Below are 15928 nucleotides of genomic sequence, written 5' to 3' on the forward strand. Positions count from 1 at the left end.
GATGACCTCGGATCTCAGTTGTGCGACGGGCGCAGCGGACGACGGGACTGGACGACGCGGAAGCGTCCGGTGACGAACGAGTCGTCGGTGAGCGTGGCGGTGCCTGCAGGGTTCAGGCCGGAGACGTGGAAGTCGCTGAAGGCGGCGGAGAAGTTGATCGGCATCGCGCCGGTGACGTTGATCGTGAGCGACGCGCCGGCGGCCGCGAACGCCTCCTCGGCGGAGTCGATCAGGGGTTCATCGGTCGAGTAGAGGAAGGCGGTGATCGCTCCGTGGGCGGCGGCATCGGCGGCGGCGCGCTGCAGGGCGGTGCGCGCGTCGGGCACCCGGATGAGGAAGACGACGGGGCCGAAGCACTCGTGTGCGAACAGGTCCTCGTCGTCGAGCGAGACCCGCGCGATCAGGGGCGTGCTCGTGCGGGCCCGCGGAAACTCGGGGGCGGCCCAGCTGCGTGGCTCGCTCAGCACATGTGCTCGTGCCCGCAGCGTGGCGGTGAGGTCGGCGATCTCGTCGATCGTGCGCTCGGACTGGATGGCGCCGAGTACCGCGGCGGCACGTCTCGGGCTCTCGGCGATCGCCGCCGCAGCGTCGATCAGGCCCTGTTCGAGCTCGTCCGCCGAGAGGACGCCCTCGGGCGTGACCACACCGGATTCCGGGACGTAGATGTTCTGCGGTGCGGTGCACATCTGCGCCGAGAACAGCGAGATCGCGCCGGCGACGGCGCGCAGCGCGGCATCCGTGTCGGTGAAGGAGTCGAGGACGACGGCGTTGAGTCCGGATGTCTCGGAGTAGACACGCGCCTGACGGGCGTGCTCCTCGACCCAGGCGCCGTACCGGGCCGAGCCGGTGAAGTCGACGATGCGGACCTTCGGGTGGGTGGCGAGGATCGAGGTGATCGGCTCCGCCGCCGAATCGACCGCGAGTTGGACGGCGTCGGGATCGCAGCCCGCATCGGTCAGCGTCTCGCGCATGATCTCGACGGCGAGCGCCATCTGCAGCACCGACGACGGGTGCGGCTTGACGATGACGGGGTTGCCGGCCATGAGGTTCGCGAACACCGCGGGGTAGACGTTCCAGGCGGGGAAGCTCGCGCAGGCGACGACGAGTGCGGGCCCCATCGGGACGATGCGGTAGGTCTTCTCGAGCGCGACCAGCTCGGCGCCGAAGGTCTGCTCCCACGACGCAGCGGTCGGCACCCGGGACAGCACCTGCCATGCTGCGGCGACGGCTTCGAGACCGCGGTCGAGCGCATTCGTTCCGCTGCCGGACCGGCTCATGCCGCGGCCCTGACCGGTCGTGTGCATCGCCGCGAGTCCGAGCACGACGTTGGCTGCGAACATCCGCTCGATCATCTCGATGCAGATGCCGGCCCGCTCATCGATCGTGCGGGCGCTCCACGGGGCCTGCGCCTGCCGGGCGTGCTCGATCAGCGCCGGCGCCTCGGCGCGGGGGTAGCTGACGCCGAGGGGGAGTCGCGTCCATGGCGAGACCTCGTCGGTCTGCAGTGTCGGGACGCCGATGTGCCCCGGCAGGTCCAGCGGCGTCTCGAGCTGCGCCGAGAACAGTGCCGTCGCCTCGTCGCCCTGCGGGCCGGACGGCTCGCGGCCGGTGAACGCGCTGAACGCGGTGCGCGCAGCGACGGCCCGGACGGCGTCGGCGAGCAGGCGGCGGTGTCGGGACGCCAACTCGGCGGGCGAGCAGGTCGACGCCTGTGCTGTGGTGATCGTCATCATTGAGAACTCCTCTGGCAAGTACCATAAGAGAAGTTAGGTGGGTGGGCAAGGGGTGATTTCCACATTCTCCGGTTCCGGCCACAGCACCAGTTGCGTGCAGCGGAACAGCGCGATGCGCTTGCCGGAGCCGTCGAAGACCTCGGCGTCCCACACCTGCGTGCGGCGGCCGCCGTGCACCAGCACCGCCTCCGTTCGCACGGTGCCGGTGCGCGCGGTGCCGAGGTACGAGGTCTTCTGCTCCACCGTGGTGAACCCCGATGCTCCGGCCGGCAGCGCGACGCGGCATCCGAGTCCGCAGGCGGTGTCGGCGAGCGCGACCACCGAGGCGGCATGCAGGTAGCCGTTGGGGGCCAGCACCGCAGGAGTCACCTCCATGCGGGCGTCGATGCGCCCCGCCTCGACGGCGGTGACCTCGATCCCGAGAAGGCCGGGCAGGCGCCCGACTCCCAATGCGGTCAGTTCGGCGGGGTCGGGGAGCCCGGTGGCGGCGGCCACCGGAGTGGGGCGTGGTGCGCGGTCGTCACTCATCGTCGACCTCCACGGCGACGGCGATGCCCTGCCCGACGCCGATGCAGGCCGTCATGATGCCGATGCCGCCACCGCGCGCGCGGACCGCCCCTGCGCAGTCGACGAGGGCACGGGCGGCGGAGGCGCCGAGCGGATGCCCCAGCGCGATCGCCCCGCCGTTCGGGTTGACCTGCACCGTGGCCGGTGGGGCGAGCCGGTGGAGACACGCGAGCACCACGGCAGCGAACGCCTCGTTGATCTCGAGGACGGCGATGTCGTCGAGGGTGCGGCCCAATCGGTGCAGGAGTTTCTCGACGGCGTCGACGGGTGCGAGCGCGAACCGCGCCGGATCGACGCCCACCACGGCGGAGCCGAGGATGCGTGCGAGCGGCTTCGTGCCGGATTCGGCGACGCGTCGGCCCGACACGATCAGCGTCGCCGCCGCACCGTCGCTCAGCGGCGAGGAGTTCCCCGCCGTGACCGAGCCGCCGGCTGAGAATGCGGGGGACAGCGCCGCCAGCGCGGCGGCGCTCGTGTCGGGCCGGATGCACTCGTCCCGGAGCAGTCCCACCGACTCGACGACGCCGCCGTCGTGGAATCCCTCGCTCCATGCGGTCGCGGCGAGCGTGTGGGAGCGGAGCGCCCAGTCGTCCTGGGCTGAGCGTCCGATGCCGAGCTCTTCGGCGATCAGCTCGGCCGACCGCCCCAGCGAGGCGACCCACGGCGCCGGGAAGAGCGGATTGACCATTCGCCAGCCCACCGTCGTGGGGACCAGCTCGGGCCGCGTCGGCAGTCGGTCGTCGATCGGCGCGAGCACGTGCGGTGCCCGGCTCATGCCCTCGACTCCGCCGGCGATGACGAGGTCGGCTTCTCCCGCACGTATCGCCCGCGAGGCGAGCACGATGGATTCGGCGCCGGAGCCGCACAGGCGGTTGACGGTGGATGCCGGCGTCGTGACGGGCAGTCCGGCCAGCAGCACGGCCATCCGGGCGACGTTGCGGTTGTCCTCGCCCGCGCCGTTCGCGTCGCCGAGGATCACGTCGTCGATGCCGTCGTGCGTGATTGCGGGGTTGCGTTCGGCGAGCGCGCGCACGGGGATCGCGGCCAGGTCGTCGACCCGGATGTGCGAGAGCGAGCCGCGGAAGCGCCCGAACGGAGTGCGGACGGCATCGAGGATGTACGCGTGGTTCTGTTCTGCCGACGTCGTCGTCATGCATCACCTCCCAGTGAACTTCGCTTATAGTACCGATCATGACGACGCAGGTGTTGGACGGAGCGCGAACCGTCGGCGACGTGCTCGACGCGGCCGCCGAGCGTCACGGCGATCGGGTGGCGGTGCAGGATGCCACGGGCTCGCTGACCTTCACCGAACTCCGTGAGCGCGCCCGACGCCTCGCCGACGGCCTGCTGCGCAGCGGACTGCGTCCGGGGGATCGGGTGCTCGAGGCGCTGCCCAACGGCTGCGAGCTGCTCGTGAGCGAGATGGCGCTGGCCCTGGCCGGGCTCGTCCGGGTGCCGCTGAACCCGCGCCTCGGGCCACGCGAGTGGCGCGGCATCCACCACGACAGCGGCGCCCGCGGCCTCATCGCCGACGGTCGCCTGCGGGGCGGCGACGGCGCCGGCATCACCGAGCACGTCGCCTGCGAGATCAGGGTGCGGGCGGATGACGGCGGGCTCGCGGAGCTGATCGACGACGGGTCGCCCGGCGCACGCCTCGTCGCGCCGAATCCGGAGGACGTGGTCGGCCTGGCCTACTCGTCCGGAACGACCGGCATGCCCAAGGGTGCGCTGCGCACGCATGGCATGCGGCTGGCCTCGATGCGGGCGATGCTGCGACACGTGGTGGAGCCGACCGGCGACGTCGATGCCTACCTGCACGCGGGTCCGGCGATCCACACGAGCGGTCTCTTCATCCTCCCGATGCTCGCCCTCGGTGCCCGGCAGGTCATGGCGCACCATCCGACACCCGCGGCGATCTCCGAACTCGTCGCGGCCGCGAGCATCACCCATCTCGCACTCGTGCCGAGCGTCGTCGACGCGCTCACGCAGTTGCCCGAGCCGGATCGCCGATCGTTCGCGCGCCTCCGGATGCTCGCGTACGCCGGTGCTCCCATGCCGCCCGCGCAGATCCGTCGTGCAGCAGAGCTCCTCACCGACCGGCTGGTGCAGTACTACGGCCTGGTCGAAGCGATCCCTCCGCTCACCGTGCTCGGCATCGCGGATCACGCCCGGGGCCTGGGTGACACGCCGCAGCTGCTCGCCTCCGCGGGGCGCATCGTCGGCGATGCCCGCATCGAGATCCGGCGCGATGGGGGATCCGCCGACACGGGGCCCGTCCCGTCGGAGCTCGGCGAGGTCGCGGTGAGCGGTCCCATGGTGACCCCCGGGTACTGGAACGCCGAGGAGCGCACCGATCTCGGCAAGTCCTTCGACGGCACGGCGCTCCTCACCGGAGACGTGGGAGTCATCACGGACGGGTACCTCGTGCTCGCCGACCGCAGGAACAACATGCTGATCAGCGGCGGATACAACGTCTACCCCGGGGAGATCGAGTCGGCGGTGCTGTCGAGCCCCGGCCTTCGCGACGCCGTCGCCGTCGGGCTCCCCGACGAGCGGTGGGGGCAGCGGATCGTGCTCGCGTACACGACGACCTCCGGCGCGGATCTGGATGCCTCGCAGCGGGCCGAGCTCCACGACCGCCTCGACCGCCTGGCCCCGCACAAGCGACCCAAGACCTGTCACTTCCACGCAGAGCTCCCGCTCGGCGCCACCGGCAAGCTCGATCGCCGTGCCATCGCCGCGCAGCTCATCGCCGCGGAGCATCCGCTCTCCGGCGCATCCGACGAAAGGCTCCCGACGACATGACCCCCTCCGAACTGCTCCAGCGTCTGCGCCTCCCGGTGGTGGCCGCCCCCATGTTCCTGGTCTCGGGGCCGGACCTGGTCATCGCGGCGAGCCGCGCCGGCATCGTCGGTTCGTTCCCCACGCCGAACTGCCGCACCGCCGAGGAGCTCGACAACTGGCTCGAACAGATCACGACGGCCCTCGGCACCGGGCCGGATGCTCCGCCGTGGGCCATGAACCTCATCACCCACTCCACGAACTCGCGCCTCGGCGACGATCTCGAGATGGTGGCGAAGCACCGCCCGCCGGTCGTCATCACCGCGCTCGGGTCTCCGCGCCCGGTCGTCGACGTCGTGCATTCCTACGGGGGCCTCGTGCTCGCCGACGTCGTCTCGCTGAAGCTGGCCCGCAAAGCCGCCGACGCCGGGGCGGACGGGCTCGTGTGCGTTTCATCCGGTGCGGGCGGCCACACCGGTCACCTCTCACCGCTGCCGTTCATCGCGGCGGTGCGCGACAGCTTCGACGGCCTCGTGTGCGTCGGCGGCGGCGTGGCGACCGGAGCCGGCGTCGCCGGCGCCGTCGCCGCCGGTGCGGATCTCGTCTACATGGGCACGCGCTTCCTGGCCACGCAGGAGAGCATCGCCGTCGAGGGACACAAGCAGATGGTCGTCGGCAGCTCGATCGACGATCTCGTCGTCTCCGCTGCGATCACCGGCACCCCGGCGTCCTGGCTGCGTGCCTCGCTCACAGCGGTCGGCATCGACCCCGACGCGGATGCCCCGACCGCACGGAACTACTCGTCGGAGATCTCGAACGTCCGGCGGTGGAAGGACACGTGGGCCGCCGGCCAGGGCCTCGACAACATCGATGCGATCGAGACCACCGCGGACGTCGTCGATCGACTGGTGGTCGAGTACGGCGCGGCCTGGGATCGGGTTGCCGGGCTCGTGGGGGCGCGCTGACTATGCTGACGGAGTGACGGCGACCATCCCCACGAGCGGGAGTGCGATCGGAATCGCGCTCCTCACCCTCGGTGACCGCTGGACGCTGCTCATCCTGCAGCGGGCCTTCGTCTTGCGCACCCGCCGCTTCGGCGACTGGCGGGCACAGCTCGGGCTGAGCGAATCGACGCTGGCCGCTCGCCTGCGCGATCTCGTCGCAGCCGAGCTGATGGAGCGCGTCCCGTACGACGACAACGGCCGGACCCGTGAGGAATACCTGCTGACGCCGCGTGCGCTCGAGCTCTGGCGCCTGTTGCTTGCGATCTGGGGATGGGAGCAGGTGTCCGTCCCCGGTGCCGAGGATGCACCGGTGCTGATGCACGACGTGTGCGGACAGGCGACCCTGCCCGTCCTCGGCTGCGGCGTGTGCGACACCGCTCCCGTCACGGCTCGCGACACCACCGCTGAGCGCGGCGCCGAGGCGGAGTTCGCGAAGATCAGCGTGCCTCGCCTGCACCGCCGGGCGAAGGAGTCGGCGAGCGCTGCCGACGCGCTGTCCTACTATCCCGAGACGATGGAGATCCTCGGTGACCGCTGGAGCACGGCGATCCTCGCGGCCGCCTTCCTCGGTGTCCGTCGTTTCAACGGCTTCAAGGCCGAGCTCGGCATCGCCCAGTCGATCCTGTCCGACCGGCTCCGGCGGTTCGTGGCGGCGGGCGTGCTGCACGCGCCGTCATCCGAGGGCGAGTACCGGCTGACGAGCAAGGGCATGGACTTCTTCCCGGTCTTCGCGATCCTCGTCGACTGGGCGCAGCGCTGGTACGCGTCGGAGTCGGGCCGCGAGCTGACCATCCGGCATGTCCAGTGCGGTTCGCCGCTCGCGCCGGTGCTGCTGTGTTCGAAGTGCGGCGAGGAGCTCGTGCGAACGGCGGTCCACTTCGAGCTGGCGGACGCGTCGGCGAACCGAGTCTGACGCGGCGCCGGCCACGCATCGCTCCGAACCCTCGGGGCGTGCGAATCGCGACTCGCGCCCCCGTGTCAGAGCAGCGCCGCGGGATGGATGCCGAACCAGCGGACGGTCTCGTGCACGACCCCGATGAGCACGTAGAGCGCGAGGCCCGTTCCGAGCGCCACCTCTCGCACCGACCCCGTGTCGCCGAGCACGGGCAGGGCGACGTGCCCGCTCGGGCGCCAGATGCGGCTGATGATCGGCGTGCGTCGCAAGAACTTCGGCGGGCGCGGCATGATCGGCCAGAGCAGGCCGGGCAGGCCGCCGGTGGTGAGGAAGTCCCCGGCGAGGTGCGCGACGAACCCGACCACGACGGCGAGTGGGAACCACTGGACGCTGTCGGGTGCGAGCAGCACGAGCAGCAGCCCGAACACCGCGCCGATGGACCATGCGGTCAGCCACGAGTTCACCATGTCGCGGGCCTTCACGGCGAAGCACATGAGCGCGGCGGAGCCGATCATCATGCCGACCGAGAACGTGCCGAGTCGATCGGTCGTCAGCGTCAGGAGCGTCAGCGCCCACGCGCCGACACCGACGGCGGCTGCCGCGATGAGCGAGTGCGCGCCGTAGCGATGACCGCCGGCGACCGCCCCCACGGCACCGGCGGTGAGCCGGCCGAGGATCGGCACCGACTGCGCGATGGTGGCGCTGTGGTGGTCGGCATCGGGCAGGAGCGCCGCACCCGCGCAGATGAAGGATCCCGCGACGACCCCGACCGGGTCGAGCGGGTATGCACCGCTCGTGAGGTACGGCATCGCGCCCGTGACGGCGATCCAGGCGGCGGCGCCGCTCGTGGCATGGTTGACGCCCTTCATCGCGGCGGGTGGTCCTTTCGATGGCGTGCATCGTCACCCGATGCGGGTACTCGACGTGCGCACACCGCTCGTCACTCCACGGTCTGAGACCGACTCAACCGACCGTATCGCCCCGCGCCGACACCGGCCCTCGAAGCCGGGTGAGCGGTCGCGTTCGACCGATGCGGCAGGTCAGGACGCCGGAGCCGCGCCGACGAGCAACGACCGGAGTTCGCCGGCGAACCGCTCGACCGGGCCGTCGACGACGAGTCCCGGCGCGACGGTCGTGATCGCGAGTACGGCGACCGCAGACGGCGTCATGCCCGCCGCTCGGCGCCACTCGGCGATCTGCGCCGCCGAAGCCGCGTACACGATCCGCCCGAGCCCGACCCAGGCATGCGCCGCGGAGCACATCGGGCAGTGCTCGCCCGAGGTGTAGACGGTGGCGGAGGCCCGCTCGGCACCCGTCAGGTTCGTCGCCGCCCAACGCGCGATCTCGAACTCGGGATGCCGCGTCTCGTCGCCGAGGGAGGTCTCGCGATTGCGGTCGGCGAAACGCACGACGCCGGCGTCGTCGACGAGCACGGAACCGAAGGCGCCATCGCCGTCGGCCGCGGCCTCTCGAGCGAGTGCGACGGCGCGCTCGAGGAACGCCAGGTCTTCGTCGGTGATGCCCACGGATCGAGTCTGCCGCGATTCGGGGTGCCGCGGAACCGTGTCTTCGGATTCGATGTGAACGCGCCGCGAATGCCGGCGCCGGACATACGATCAGGGTGTGGACATCAGAGACATTCCCCTCACGACGATCGATGGCGAACCCACCTCCCTCGCGGAGTACGCCGATCAGGTCGTGATGATCGTCAACGTCGCATCGAAATGCGGCCTCACGCCTCAGTACGAGAAGCTCGAGGCGTTGCAGCGCGAGTACGGGGATCGCGGGTTCACGGTGCTCGGCTTCCCGTGCAACCAGTTCGCCGGGCAGGAGCCCGGCAGCGGCGACGACATCAAGGAGTTCTGCTCCATGACGTACGGGGTCAGCTTCCCGCTGATGGAGAAGGTCAAGGTCAACGGGCGCAACCGGCATCCGCTCTACGCCGAACTGACCTCGGTGGCAGACGCGAACGGCAAGGCCGGTCGCGTGAAGTGGAACTTCGAGAAGTTCGTGGTGCAGCCGGGCGGTGGGGTGCAGCGCTTCCGGCCGACGACGCAGCCCGACGACCCTGCCGTGATCGCCGCGATCGAAGCGGGGCTCGCGGAGGCCCAGGCCGCCTGAACTCCGGACGACCGGCTTCCGAGGCGTGCCGCGCGGCACCTTGACCCGTACGCGGACCCGGCCCACAATTGGGGGGTTGATCCGAATGCCTAGGGGAGCGGAGCACGAATGTCCGACGCGTACACACGTCCGACCGATGACAGGGCAGCCGGTACTCCGGTGCTGCCGAACTTCGCGCCGGCGCTCGATGACGAGCCGTCGTCGGCACCAGCGCAGAAGGAACCGGCCGAACGAGGCAAGTGGAGCGGCGACCTGCGCTTCATGCTCGTTGTGCTCGCCGCGATCGTCGCGCTCTTCCTCGCCTTCGCGCTGCTGATCGCCTTCAGCCCCACCGGTCCCGCGATCAGCGCGCTCGCGATCATCGCAGCGCCGATCGCCACCATGGTCGCGGCGTACTACGGCATCTCGCTCGCGCTCCGACAGGTGAAGGACGCGCGCAACGCCGCCGAGGCGAGCGAGGCTCGCGCCCGTGCCGCCGAGCAGACCGCTCGCGAGTCCGACGCATGGGCGGCGCAGATGGAGTCCGGACTCCGTGTCGCGGTCGCGAAGCTCAAGGCCGGGGCGCAGGACACCCGCGACGTCGAGCGCGCCGCGGGCACTCCCGACGACTTCTTCTGATCCCGAGGCGATCGCGACGTCGCACCGGGCGACGCCGCTCCGGATTCAGAGTTCGGCGAGCACCGACACGGGGCGCTCGACGCATCGCGCCACGAAGGTGAGGAAGGCCGCGGCCTCGGCGCCGTCGCACACACGGTGGTCGAATGAGAGCGTCAGTTCCGTCACGGTGCGCACGGCCAGGGCGCCGTCGACGACCCATGGGCGCTCGATGAACCGGCCGACACCGAGCATCGCCGCCTCGGGGTGATTGATGATCGCTGCCGAACCGTCGACGCCGAGCGTGCCGTAGTTGTTGAGCGTGAAGGTGCCGCCGGTCAGCGCCGATGGCGGGAAGACACCGGTGGCGGCCTCCTCGGTACGGGCCGTGATCGCGTCGCGCAGCGAGCGCAGCGGCATCCGCTCGGCACCATGCACGACGGGCACGAGGAGTCCTCGCGGGGTCTGTGCGGCGAGGCCGAGGTTTACTGCCGAGTGGTAGACCAGCTCTTCACGCTCGGCGTTGTAGCTCGCGTTGAGCGCCGGGTGCTTCGCGAGCCCTGCGACGACGAACCGGGCGATGAGGGCGGTGAAGCCGAACCGTTCGCCGGTCGCCTCCTGGAGCTGTCGGCGTGCGGCCAGCAGGCCGGTCGCGTCGACGTCCATCCAGACGGTCGCCTCGGGGATCTCCCGGCGTGAGCGGGAGAAGTGGGCGGCGGCGGCGCGGGCCATTCGGTCGAGCGGCACGCGGCGGTCGCCGTCGCGCTCGGGGATGGGCGCGGCAGCGGGTGTCGGGGCCGATGGTGCAGCGGATGCCGCAGCAGCAGCTGCCGAGGTCGGAGCCTCCTGCTCGGCGATGAACGACTCGACGTCGCGTCGCATCACGAGATGGTCGTGGCCCGAGCCGAGCAGCTGGCTCGCGTCGAAGCCGTGCTCGCGGGCGAGGCGGCGCACGATCGGGGAGACGACGGGGGAGCGGCGTGCGGCGTCGAGCCTGGCCGTGCCGTTCGAACGGGGACCGGACGAAGCAGCAGCACCGCCACCGCTGGCACCGACTCCGCCACCGCGTCGACCGAAGCGCGCCGGCGCCGAGGCCGCCCGCTTGGTGACGGTCGACTGCCGGGTGCCGTAGCCGATCAGCACGGCGCCCGACTCCTCGGCGAGCGCGGTCTCGCTCGTCACGATGCCGGGTTCGGCGGGCTCCGCGACATCCGGAACCTCGGCACCGCCGCCGAGCGTCAGCAACACGGTGCCGGCGTGCAGCACCTCGCCGACCTCGCCGCCGAGGGACTCGACGACACCGGCGAACGGCGTCGGTAGCTGCACGACCGACTTGGCCGATTCGAGCTCGACGACGACCTGGTCGATCGCCACCTCGTCGCCCGGGGCGACGAGCCAGGCGACGATCTCGGCCTCGGTGAGGCCCTCGCCGAGGTCGGGGAGGATGAACTCGCGGCTCATGCGTCCCACTCCCAGGTGTCGAGCGCGGCGAGCACGCGGTCGGCGGTCGGCAGGTGGTACTCCTCGAGCTTCGGCGAGGGGAACGGGATGTCGAAGCCCGCGATGCGCAGCACCGGCGCAGCGAGGTGATGGAAGTTGCGTTCGGTCACCCGTGCGGCGACCTCGGCGCCGTAGCCGCCGAACTGCGCGGCCTCGTGGATGACGGCGGCACGCGAGGTCTTGCGCACGGAGGCGCCGACGGTCTCGTCGTCGAAGGGGGAGAGGCTGCGGAGGTCGACGACCTCGATCGAGAGGCCTTCGGCGGCGGCCGCCTCGGCGGCCTCGAGTGCGGTGCGCACCGTCGGGCCGTAGCCGATGAGCGTCACGTCGGTGCCCTCGCGCACGACCTCGGCGCGGTCCATCGGCGCGGTCGTGACGGGCAGGGCGAGCGGCGCCTTCGACCAGTAGCGGCTCTTCGGCTCCATGAAGACGACGGGGTCGTCGCTCTCGATCGCCTCGCGCAGCATCGAGTAGGCATCGGCGGGGTTCGAGGGCATCACGACGGTCAGGCCGGGCGTCGACGCCCAATACGACTCGGAGGAGTCGGAGTGGTGCTCGACGCCGCCGATCGCTCCGGCACAGGGGATGCGGACGACCATGGGCAGCGTGACGCGGCCCTTGGTGCGGTTCCGCATCTTCGCGACGTGCGAGACCATCTGTTCGAACGCCGGGTAGCTGAAGGCGTCGAACTGCATCTCGACGACGGGGCGCATGCCGTACATCGCCATGCCCACCGCGGTGCCGATGATGCCCGACTCGGCGAGCGGTGAGTCCCAGATGCGATCCTCGCCGAACTCGGCCTGCAAGCCGTCGGTGACGCGGAACACGCCGCCGAGGGGTCCCACGTCCTCGCCGTAGACGATGACGCGGTCGTCGGCCGCCATGGCGTCGCGAAGCGCGGCGTTCAGGGCGCCGGCCATCGTCAGCTGCGTCGGTGCAGCGGATGCCTCGGCGGCGTGGGTGCTCGTCGCGGTCGCGGTCATCGTGCCGCCCCCTCGTGGCTCGCGAACGCGCCGGCGGCGATCTCGGCCTCGAGCGATGCACGCTGCTCGAGGAGCGCAGTGCGGTCGCGCCCGTAGACGTGGTCGAAGAGTTCGAGCGGGTCGAGCTCGGCCTCGGTCGTCATGACGTCGCGCGTGCGGGCGGCGAGGGCCTCGGCGGCATCCGTGATCTCGGTGCGCATGGCCTCGGTGAGCGCGCCCTCGGAGACGAGGAACTTCTCGAGGCGCTCGATCGGGTCGCGGCGCTTCCAGTGCTCGACGTCGCGTGCAGCGCGGTAGCGGCTGGGGTCGTCGGAGTTCGTGTGCGCCTCGATGCGATAGGTCACGCCCTCGATGAGCGTCGGGCCGCCGCCGTTCCGGGCCCGTTCGACCGCGGCAGTGGTGACGGCGTACATCGCGGCGATGTCGTTGCCGTCGACGTGGTAGCCGGGCATGCCGTAGCCGACCGCCTTGTCGGCGAGCGTCGCCGCGCGGGTCTGCCGCTCGAGGGGCACGCTGATCGCGAACTGGTTGTTCTGCACGACGAAGACCGTCGGGGTCTGCCAGACCGCCGCGAAGTTGAAGGCCTCGTGCGCGTCGCCCTCGCTCGTGGCGCCGTCACCGAGGAAGGTCAGCGCAACGATCGGGTCGTGCCGGAGGCGCGCCGCGTGCGAGAGGCCGACGGCGTGCAGCGCCTGCGTCGCCAGCGGCGTGGCCTGCGCGGCGGTGCGGTGCGCGTGCTGGTCCTAGCCGTTGTGCCAATCGCCTCGGAACGACTGCAGGATGTCGGCGGGCTCGATGCCGCGGGTGAGCAGCGCGATGCTGTCGCGGTACGTCGGGAACAGCCAGTCCTCGGTGGTCAGCGCCGCCACGGCCCCGATCTCGCAGGCCTCCTGGCCGTAGGCCGAGGGGTAGGTGGCGAGGCGTCCCTGCTTCGTGAGTGCGGTGACCTGCACGTCGAATCGACGGGCGACGACCATCTTGCGGTACAGCTCGAGCAGCGTCTCGGTGTCGGGCAGACCGAACCCGCCGGTCGCGGAACCGGTGACCGCATGACCGGCGTTGTCGAGGAGGCGCAGGGGTTTCTCGCTCGGCAGGGTGCGGACGGACGCATGCTCGACATTGAGGCTCATGACCTCATCGTCGGACACTCTGGCGCGCCGCGGAGGAACGCCCGAGCAACCGTGAACGAACGGCTCGGCGGGCTCGAAAGCGAGGCCGTTCGTCCGCCGCGGAGGGCGTCAGGTGCGCCAGATGTCCAGCGTCTGCGCCGGGGGATGACCCTCGATCTCGGCGAGGATCAGGTGCGACCGGGTCGACACGACACCCGGCATGTCGTGGATGTCGCGGAGGATCGCCTGGCTCAACTGCTCGTGGTCGGGCGCGCTCACCGTGAGGATGATGTCGATGTCGCCCGAGACGGCCTGGACCTTCTCGACGAACGGCAGCGTCGCGAGCTTCGCCGCGATCTCCTCCCACGAGACCTCGCCGATGCGCACCACGACGAGTGCCGAGATGTTCAGGCCGATCGCCTTGCGGTCGATGTGGGCGCCGAAGCCCGTGATGACGCCGCGCTGCTGCAATTGCTGCACCCGGTTGTGGGCGGCGGTGCGTGAGATGTGCACGCGTTCAGCGAGGGTTCGCACCGAGAGCCGGCCGTCGCGGCTCAGCTCGGCGACGATGCTGCGGTCGATACTGTCGAGCGCATCATTGCGGTGCGGTACTGACTGGGTCATCCTCGTCCTCGTTGCTCGGTTCCAGCGTACCGGCTGCGACGCGTCGCGCGGCGGAGGGATGCGTGCATCGGCGCGTGCCTGACCACCCTGGGCAGCAACGGCCAGACGGCGGCGATCGCGTCGAGCCATCCGTTGGCGACGCGTTCGACCCGTGGTGTCCAGCGGAACCCGTAGGCCGCCCGGACGGATGCCGGCAGCAGGGCGGCCGTCATGAGGCGCACGGGCGGCAGCAGCAGTCCGGCGCCGGGGGGCAGAGCGGATGCGCCGGTCAACAGGCTCCTCGCGACCGTGCGGGCCTCGTCGCCGACCTCGAGCGCGCCCAGTCGTTCCGTCCACCAGGCGTCGAACTCGACGCGGCTCTCGGGCCACCCCTCGCCCGCGGACTGGAGCCGCGTGCCGAGCGGCGCGTATCCCCGAACGATGATGTCGGCGGTTGCTGCGGGCAGGGGGCCCTCGAGACGCTCGTGCAGCTCGAGCGCGACGGCCAGGAGCGTCGAGGCGACCCACCGCTGGGCGTCGGCGTCGAATGCGTTGTAGGCCGGCTGTCCGCCCTGGGCGTCGCCGCGCACCGGCGCGTGACGACGGTTCACGGCGCGCACCGCTTCAGCGGCGAGCTGCTCGTCGCCGAAGCCGATCGCGTAGACGTAGTCGAGGGTGCCGATCAGACGCTCGAGCGGGCGTTCGCGGAATCCGCTGTGCTGGGCCACACCGCGCGCGACGCGGGGGTCGGCGAGCTGCAGCAGGATCGCGGCGCCGCCGCCGAGGAGCAGCACGCCCTCGGCGCCGTGGCGCCGGAACACTGCGAGTTCGTGGTCGTTGGTGTCGGCATGCATCACTACCAGTTGTAGCGCTAGTACCAGTTGAACCGCTCCGAGTGCGCCCAGGCGCCGCACGGTGCACCGTAGCGATCGGCGATGTACGAGAGACCCCACTCGATCTGCGTGGCGGCGTTCGTGCGCCAATCCGCACCCGCGCTGGCCATCTTGCTGCCCGGCAGTGACTGCGGAATGCCGTACGCGCCGCTCGAGGCGTTGTAGGCGTCGGCCCGCCAACTCGACTCGCGGGTCCACAGGTTCAGGAGGCACTGGTACTCGCCTGAACCCCAGCCGTAGCGTGCTACGGCGCCTGCCGCATAGGCCTTCGCGCCGGAGGTGTCGACGACGACTCCCGGCGGTGGTGCGCTGCCCACGTCGACCGATTCGCCGCTCGCCGCCTCGGCGGCGCGCTGCCGTTCCTCCTCCGCCAGTCGAAGCTGCTCGCCGGTGCGGTACCGCCGCTCGATCGCCGCCGTGCTGTCGCGCAGGCTCGCGAGCTGCGCATACAGCGTGTCGACCACGACCCGCTGCTCGGCGAGCTCGGCCTCGGCGGCCGCATGCGCAGACTCGGCTGCTGCGGCGGCCTCGGCCGCCGCCTCCGCCAGCCGCGATCGCTCCTGCTCGGCGACGTCCGCCTGCGCCGAGAGCGATGCCGACTCCGCCTTCGCCGCTTCGGCGCGATCGGCGATGCCGCCGTAGACGTTCGTGAGCTGCGCCGCGCGGGAGAGTCCCTGCAGGAGATCGGTCGAGGCGTCGTCGTCGAACAGCAGCCGCAGCGTGACATCCGCTCCGCCCGAGCGGGCGAGCACGGCGCCGACCCGCCCGAGTCGTTCGCCCGAGGCGATGGCCTCCGCCTCGGCTGCCGCTGCCGCCGTTGCGAGGGACTCGGCGCGCTGCTCGGCCGCTGCGTGCGCCGCCGTTGCTGCGGCGGATGCGCCGGCCGCCGCCACGGCGGCGTCGCCGAGGGTCGCGGCGGTCGTCTCGAGCGAGGCGACGAGACCGCTGATCCGCGTGGCCTCGGCCTCGCGCGCCGCCACGTCCTGCTTGGCGGCGACCACCTCGTCCCAACTGGGGTAGTCCTCGCCGAACGCAGGGGCTACGGGCAGCATGAGTGCTGCGGCGAGGAGTGCCGCCGCCGCCGCGCACCTCGGTCGAGTTCGCACGAGACCCCCTTCGAGGCGGCGAGTCTACCCACCGCGGCT

15 protein-coding genes and 1 pseudogene are annotated in these 15928 nt (G+C 71.3%); 5 read left to right on the forward strand and 11 right to left on the reverse strand.

Translation table 11 applies throughout. The features are described 5' to 3' along the window. Positions 1-14 precede the first annotated feature (14 nt). Genes BUR99_RS04060 through BUR99_RS04070 form a run of 3 tightly spaced genes read right to left on the reverse strand, consistent with a single transcriptional unit; the run spans position 15 to position 3453 of the window. A complete protein-coding gene (locus BUR99_RS04060; RefSeq protein WP_084183568.1) occupies positions 15-1733 on the reverse strand; it encodes an aldehyde dehydrogenase family protein in 1719 nt (572 codons plus the stop codon). 33 nt (positions 1734-1766) lie between these two features. Further along, positions 1767-2261, reverse strand: coding sequence for a PaaI family thioesterase (locus BUR99_RS04065; RefSeq protein WP_084183569.1), 495 nt, complete (start codon positions 2259-2261; stop codon positions 1767-1769). Then, a complete protein-coding gene (locus BUR99_RS04070) occupies positions 2254-3453 on the reverse strand; it encodes a thiolase family protein (protein WP_074259027.1) in 1200 nt (399 codons plus the stop codon). Before BUR99_RS04070 ends, BUR99_RS04065 begins: the two co-directional genes overlap by 8 nt. Before the next feature lie 38 nt (positions 3454-3491). Between BUR99_RS04070 and BUR99_RS04075 the strand changes: the two genes are divergently transcribed. From BUR99_RS04075 to BUR99_RS04085, 3 genes are read left to right on the forward strand one after another with little or no spacing between them, the layout of a single operon-like run. Then, positions 3492-5105 (forward strand): class I adenylate-forming enzyme family protein, encoded by a 1614-nt coding sequence (locus BUR99_RS04075; protein WP_074259028.1) that lies wholly within the window; start codon positions 3492-3494, stop codon positions 5103-5105. Beyond that, the gene (locus BUR99_RS04080) at positions 5102-6046 is read left to right on the forward strand and encodes an NAD(P)H-dependent flavin oxidoreductase (protein WP_074259029.1); all 945 of its coding nucleotides are present in this window, start codon (positions 5102-5104) and stop codon (positions 6044-6046) included. Before BUR99_RS04075 ends, BUR99_RS04080 begins: the two co-directional genes overlap by 4 nt. Positions 6047-6059: 13 nt before the next feature. After that, complete coding sequence (locus BUR99_RS04085; protein WP_074259471.1) at positions 6060-6998, forward strand: winged helix-turn-helix transcriptional regulator; 939 nt, start codon at positions 6060-6062, stop codon at positions 6996-6998. Between the two features lie 65 nt (positions 6999-7063). Here the strand turns inward: BUR99_RS04085 and BUR99_RS04090 are convergent, their stop codons facing one another. Both BUR99_RS04090 and BUR99_RS04095 read right to left on the reverse strand, forming a co-directional pair. Further along, positions 7064-7849 carry a metal-dependent hydrolase gene (locus BUR99_RS04090; protein ID WP_074259030.1) on the reverse strand — a complete coding sequence of 262 codons (786 nt, stop codon included), beginning with the start codon at positions 7847-7849 and terminating at the stop codon, positions 7064-7066. Positions 7850-8020: 171 nt separating this feature from the next. Then, positions 8021-8506 carry a nucleoside deaminase gene (locus BUR99_RS04095; RefSeq protein ID WP_074259031.1) on the reverse strand — a complete coding sequence of 162 codons (486 nt, stop codon included), beginning with the start codon at positions 8504-8506 and terminating at the stop codon, positions 8021-8023. Positions 8507-8603: 97 nt separating this feature from the next. Between BUR99_RS04095 and BUR99_RS04100 the strand changes: the two genes are divergently transcribed. Together BUR99_RS04100 and BUR99_RS04105 are read left to right on the forward strand one after the other, a co-directional pair. Beyond that, positions 8604-9101, forward strand: coding sequence for a glutathione peroxidase (locus BUR99_RS04100; protein ID WP_074259032.1), 498 nt, complete (start codon positions 8604-8606; stop codon positions 9099-9101). A gap of 108 nt (positions 9102-9209) precedes the next feature. Then, on the forward strand, positions 9210-9719 hold the full coding sequence (locus tag BUR99_RS04105; RefSeq protein WP_074259033.1) for a hypothetical protein: 510 nt from the start codon (positions 9210-9212) through the stop codon (positions 9717-9719). A gap of 45 nt (positions 9720-9764) precedes the next feature. Here BUR99_RS04105 and BUR99_RS04110 read toward each other — a convergent pair whose 3' ends face one another. The 6 genes and pseudogenes from BUR99_RS04110 to BUR99_RS20385 form a co-directional block, all read right to left on the reverse strand. Beyond that, positions 9765-11156: a dihydrolipoamide acetyltransferase family protein gene (locus BUR99_RS04110; RefSeq protein ID WP_074259034.1), complete on the reverse strand. Its 1392-nt coding sequence runs from the start codon at positions 11154-11156 to the stop codon at positions 9765-9767. Then, complete coding sequence (locus BUR99_RS04115; RefSeq protein ID WP_143231433.1) at positions 11153-12178, reverse strand: alpha-ketoacid dehydrogenase subunit beta; 1026 nt, start codon at positions 12176-12178, stop codon at positions 11153-11155. Before BUR99_RS04115 ends, BUR99_RS04110 begins: the two co-directional genes overlap by 4 nt. Next, a pseudogene (gene pdhA, locus BUR99_RS04120) lies at positions 12175-13308 on the reverse strand (pyruvate dehydrogenase (acetyl-transferring) E1 component subunit alpha). The gene BUR99_RS04115 and the pseudogene pdhA overlap by 4 nt, the downstream one beginning before the upstream one ends. A gap of 108 nt (positions 13309-13416) precedes the next feature. Continuing rightward, positions 13417-13911 (reverse strand): Lrp/AsnC family transcriptional regulator, encoded by a 495-nt coding sequence (locus BUR99_RS04125; protein ID WP_056008950.1) that lies wholly within the window; start codon positions 13909-13911, stop codon positions 13417-13419. Continuing rightward, positions 13908-14744, reverse strand: coding sequence for an oxygenase MpaB family protein (locus tag BUR99_RS04130; RefSeq protein WP_074259035.1), 837 nt, complete (start codon positions 14742-14744; stop codon positions 13908-13910). The genes BUR99_RS04125 and BUR99_RS04130 overlap by 4 nt, the downstream gene beginning before the upstream one ends. A 17-nt stretch (positions 14745-14761) precedes the next feature. Beyond that, positions 14762-15889, reverse strand: a complete 1128-nt coding sequence (locus BUR99_RS20385) for an aggregation-promoting factor C-terminal-like domain-containing protein (RefSeq protein WP_074259036.1) — start codon at positions 15887-15889, stop codon at positions 14762-14764. Positions 15890-15928 lie beyond the last annotated feature (39 nt).

This window comes from Agromyces cerinus subsp. cerinus (assembly GCF_900142065.1).
In the GTDB taxonomy this organism is placed as follows: Bacteria; Actinomycetota; Actinomycetes; order Actinomycetales; family Microbacteriaceae; genus Agromyces; species Agromyces cerinus.